Source organism: Streptomyces fuscigenes, from assembly GCF_021556455.1.
Lineage (GTDB): Bacteria > Actinomycetota > Actinomycetes > Streptomycetales > Streptomycetaceae > Streptomyces > Streptomyces fuscigenes.
The window spans coordinates 1-4,987 of the sequence record NZ_JAKGCV010000406.1 but is presented as its reverse complement, the minus strand read 5'-3'; the positions used below and the strand labels follow the sequence as shown (position 1 = coordinate 4,987).

Sequence of the window (4,987 nt, the reverse complement as noted above, 5' to 3'; positions counted from 1 at the left end):
GGCGCAGGCCGCTCCCGCCCCGGCCGCCTCGGCGAACGGCGCGTCGGACGACGGCGCGTACGTCACGCCGCTGGTCCGCAAGCTGGCCTCGGAGAACGGCGTGGACCTGTCCTCGGTCAAGGGCTCGGGTGTCGGCGGCCGGATCCGCAAGCAGGACGTCGTCGCCGCCGCGGAGGCCGCCAAGGCCGCCGCGACCCCGGCGCCGGCCGCCGCCCCCGCCGCCTCGCGCGCGCCGCAGCTGGAGGCGTCCCCGCTGCGCGGCCAGACCGTCAAGATGACCCGCATGCGCAAGGTCATCGGCGACAACATGATGAAGGCGCTGCACGGCCAGGCCCAGCTGACCTCCGTGGTCGAGGTGGACATCACCAAGCTGATGCGCCTGCGCGCGCAGGCGAAGGACGCCTTCGCCGCCCGCGAGGGCGTGAAGCTCTCCCCGATGCCGTTCTTCGTCAAGGCGGCGGCCCAGGCGCTGAAGGCCCACCCGGTCGTCAACGCCCGGATCAACGAGGACGAGGGCACGGTCACCTACTTCGACACCGAGAACATCGGTATCGCGGTGGACTCCGAGAAGGGTCTGATGACCCCGGTCATCAAGGGCGCGGGCGACCTCAACATCGCCGGCATCTCCAAGAAGACCGCGGAGCTGGCGGGCGCCGTGCGCGCCTCGAAGATCACCCCGGACGACCTGGCCGGCGCGACCTTCACCATCTCCAACACCGGTTCGCGCGGCGCGCTGTTCGACACGATCATCGTCCCGCCGAACCAGGTCGCGATCCTCGGCATCGGTGCGACCGTCAAGCGGCCCGTGGTCATCAACCACCCGGAGCTCGGCGAGACCATCGCGATCCGCGACATGACGTACGTGGTGCTCTCCTACGACCACCGCCTGGTGGACGGCGCCGACGCGGCCCGCTACCTGACGGCCGTCAAGGCGATCCTGGAGGCCGGCGAGTTCGAGGTCGACCTCGGCCTGTGAACCGGGTACGCACGCAGTAAGCAGTACGGCAACGACGCCCCTGTCGGGACTCTCCGTCCTGGCGGGGGCGTCGTCGTATCGTCGTCGCCACCGTCACACCCCTCGCCGGCCGCCGAACGCCTGGCCCCCTCGGCCGCCGGCTCTCCAGGAGGAGCCGTCCATGACCCCGCCCGTCGTCCACTCGCTGCGCGAGCAGATCCGCGAGCACATCGTGGAGGGGATCGTCAGCGGCCGCTGGCAGCCGGGCGAGCGGATCGTGGAGCGCCGCATCGCGACGGAACTGCAGGTCAGCCAGACGCCGGTGCGCGAGGCGCTGCGCGAGCTGGAGAGCCTGCGCCTCATCGAGTCGGCGCCCAACAAGGGCGTGCGGGTGCGCAACCTCTCGGCGGCCGACCTGGAGGAGAGCTATCCGGTCCGCGCGGGCCTGGAGCAGATCGCGGCGGAGCTGGCGGCCGACCGGCTGGCGGACGACTGCTCGGCCCTGGAGCCGCACGTGGCGGGCCTGTACGAGGCCGACAGGGCCGACGACGGCACGGGCCAGGTGCTGCACACCGTGGGCTTCCACCGCGAGCTGGTGCGCGCGGCCGGCAACAGTGTGCTGCTGCACACCTGGGAGGGGCTCGGCATCGAGGTGTTCACGGCGCTGTCGATCCGCTGGCTCGGCACGGTGCAGCAGTCGTACGCGGAGGAGCACCAGGAGCTGGTCGAGGCGTTCAGGCGGCGCGATCCGGCGATCGGCGCGCTGGTCAAGGTGCACGTCCTCGGGTGCGCTCCCCGGCCGGACGGGGCGCCGCGCCGGGCCTGAGACGTGGTGCCACGGCCTCCGCCGCCCCAGGGCGGCATCCGCCCCCTCCGGGGCGTGCCGGAGCCTCCACGGGGAACACCTCGGCCTCTCGGGAGCGTTGTACCAGTAGGTCGCCTGAGGTCTCCGGAGCGAGCGGGACCCGGGCCCCGCGGGCGGCGGCGTCACACCTCGGCCGCACCGCCCGACACGCCTGGTTGATCCGTGAAGAAGGCATTCGTTCCCCGTCACTGCGTGCCATAGGGCCTGGCACGGAATGCCAATTTCATCGGATCATGCAACTTTATCCCCCTCCCCCTTTGATCGATCATCGATCAGCGACTTACAGTCGACGGTGGACTGCACCCAGCCCACCGCCCTGTCCTGCCAGACAAGGCCCAGAAATACCCCCTCCTGTGTTTGCTGTGTTTGGAAGGCGGCGACCATGCCCGACCCCGTAGGCAAGCTTCCGAGCGAGCTCGACCAGCTCCCGGACCGTGACGCCGAGGAAACCGCCGAATGGGCGGCCTCCATCGACGCCGTCACCGAGCATGCGGGCCCCCACCGCGCGGCCTACCTGCTGCGCAGGACCCTCGATCACGCCGGTGCGTCCGGGGTGTCGCTGCCCAAGCTCCTCGAGAGCGACTACATCAACACCATCCCCACCGCCGCCGAGCCGGAGTTCCCCGGCGACGAGGCGATGGAGTCCCGCATCACCGCCTGGAACCGCTGGAACGCGGCCGCCATGGTCACGCGCGGGTCCAAGCTGGGGCTCGGCGGGCACATCGCCACCTACGCCTCCGTGGCCTGGCTGTACGAGACCGGCTTCCAGCACTTCTTCCGCGGCAAGGACGGCGACGGCAGCGGCGACCAGCTCTACCTGCAGGGCCACGCCTCCCCGGGCATCTACGCCCGCGCCTTCCTCGACGGCCGCCTGAGCGCCGACCAGCTCGACCGCTTCCGCCAGGAGGCGGCCGGCGACGGCCTGCCCTCGTACCCGCACCCCCGCCGGCTGCCCTGGCTGTGGGAGTTCCCGACCGTGTCCATGGGCCTCGGCCCGATCTCCGCGATCTACCAGGCGCGCTTCAACCGCTACCTGGAGAACCGCGGCATCAAGGACACCTCCGGCTCGCACGTGTGGGCGTTCCTCGGCGACGGCGAGATGGACGAGCCGGAGTCCACGGCGTCCCTCGCGCTCGCCGCGCGGGAGGGCCTGGACAACCTGACCTTCGTCATCAACTGCAACCTCCAGCGCCTCGACGGCCCGGTCCGCCCGAACTTCAAGATCGTGCGCGAGCTGGAGGCCCAGTTCCGCGGCGCCGGCTGGAACGTCGTCAAGACCCTCTGGGGCCAGGCGTGGGACTCCGTCCTCGCGCAGGACGTCGACGGCTCGCTCGTCCGGCGCCTCGGCGAGACGCCGGACGCGCAGTTCCAGACGTACGCGACCCGCGACGCCGCCTACATCCGCGAGCACTTCTTCGCCGACGAGTCGCTGCGCCGCATCGCGCAGGGCCTGAGCGACGCGAAGCTGCTGGAGCTGTTCCAGAACTCCCGCGGCGGCCACGAGCCCCGCAAGGTCTACGCCGCGTACAAGGCGGCGCTGGAGCACAAGGGCGCCCCCACGGTGATCCTGGCCCAGACGATCAAGGGCCACACGCTGGGCTCCGGCTTCGAGTCGCGCAACGCGAACCACCAGATGAAGAAGCTGACCGGCGCCGAGTTCCGCACCATGCGGGACCTGCTGGAGCTGCCGATCCCCGACAGCGCCCTGACCGGCGACCTCGTGCCCTACTGGCACCCCGGCGAGAACTCGCCCGAGGTCCAGTACCTGCGCGAGCGCCGCGCCGAACTCGGCGGTCTCGCCCCGGCCCGCAAGGTCGTCGCGAAGCCGCTGCCGGCCCCGGCCGAGAAGCCGTTCGACGCGCTGAAGAAGGGCTCCGGCACGCAGGAGATCGCCACCACGATGGCGTTCGTCCGGCTGGTCAAGGACCTCATGCGGGAGAAGGAGACCGGCAGGCGCTGGGTCCCGGTCGTCCCCGACGAGGCCCGCACCTTCGGCATGGAGTCGCTGTTCCCGTCCGCGGGCCTGTACTCCCCGAAGGGCCAGACCTACGACCCGGTCGACCGCGACCAGCTCCTTTACTACAAGGAGGCGAAGAACGGCCAGATCCTCAACGAGGGCATCACCGAGGCCGGTTCGCTCGCGGACTTCACCGCCGCCGCCACGTCGTACGCGACGCACGGCGAGCCGATGATCCCGTTCTACATCTTCTACTCGATGTTCGGCTGGCAGCGCACGGGCGACCAGTTCTGGGCGCTCGCGGACCAGCTCGGCCGCGGCTTCGTGGTCGGCGCGACGGCCGGCAAGACGACGATGACGGGCGAGGGCCTCCAGCACGCGGACGGCCACTCGCACCTGATCGCGTCCACGAACCCGGCGGCGGTGTCCTACGACCCGGCGTTCGCGTTCGAGGTCGCCGTCATCGTGAAGGAGGGTCTGCGGCGGATGTACGGCCCGCAGGCCGAGGACGTCTTCTACTACCTGACGGTCTACAACGAGCCGAAGGTGCAGCCCGCGATGCCGGCCGGCGTCGACGAGGAGGCCGTCCTCAAGGGCCTGTACCGCTTCCGCGCGGCGGACCTGACCGCACCCGAGTCGCCGAAGATCCAGCTCCTGGCGTCCGGCACGGCGATCCACTGGGTCCTGGAGGCCCAGAAGATGCTGGCCGACGAGTGGGGCGTCTCGGCGGACGTGTGGTCGGCTCCCTCCTGGACGGAGCTGCGGCGCGACGCGCTGGAGGCCGACGCGGCGCTGCTGCGCGGCGAGGAGCGCGTGCCGTACGTGCAGCGCGCGCTCGAGGGCGCGCCCGGCCCGGTGCTGGCGGTCAGCGACTGGATGCGCCAGGTGCCGGACCAGATCAGCCAGTGGGTGCAGCAGGACTGGTCCTCGCTCGGCACGGACGGCTTCGGCCTCTCCGACACCCGCGACGCCGCGCGCCGCCACTTCGGCGTCGACCCGCAGTCGATCGTGGTGTCCGCGCTCGCGCAGCTGGCACGGCGCGGCGAGGTCAAGCCGGAGCGCGTGGCCGAGGCGCGGGAGCGCTACGGCCTGTGACCCGCACGCGGGCCGCTGACGCGGACCGCTGAGAAGCCAACGGCTCCGGCCGCCGCTCCCGCGAGGGGCGGCGGCCGGAGCCGTCGGCGTTCGCGGGCGTGGGAGCGGCCCGCGC

General features: G+C 71.6%; 3 protein-coding genes. All 3 read left to right on the top strand.

The window, feature by feature from the left end:
• Window positions 1-976, top strand: a 976-nt coding sequence (sucB, locus tag L1885_RS23465) for a 2-oxoglutarate dehydrogenase, E2 component, dihydrolipoamide succinyltransferase (RefSeq protein WP_235799160.1), incomplete at its 5' end; no start/stop codon positions are given.
• A gap of 160 nt (window positions 977-1,136) precedes the next feature.
• The gene (locus L1885_RS23460) at window positions 1,137-1,781 is read left to right on the top strand and encodes a GntR family transcriptional regulator (protein WP_235799159.1); all 645 of its coding nucleotides are present in this window, start codon (window positions 1,137-1,139) and stop codon (window positions 1,779-1,781) included.
• 421 nt (window positions 1,782-2,202) lie between these two features.
• Window positions 2,203-4,872 carry a pyruvate dehydrogenase (acetyl-transferring), homodimeric type gene (gene aceE / locus L1885_RS23455; RefSeq protein WP_235799158.1) on the top strand — a complete coding sequence of 890 codons (2,670 nt, stop codon included), beginning with the start codon at window positions 2,203-2,205 and terminating at the stop codon, window positions 4,870-4,872.
• Window positions 4,873-4,987 lie beyond the last annotated feature (115 nt).

What these genes read in the sequence shown, in the direction of transcription:
- L1885_RS23460 (WP_235799159.1), top strand. Translation starts at nt 1,137, where the DNA reads ATGACCCCGCCCGTCGTCCACTCGCTGCGCGAGCAGATCCGCGAGCAC.
- aceE (WP_235799158.1), top strand. Translation starts at nt 2,203, where the DNA reads ATGCCCGACCCCGTAGGCAAGCTTCCGAGCGAGCTCGACCAGCTCCCG.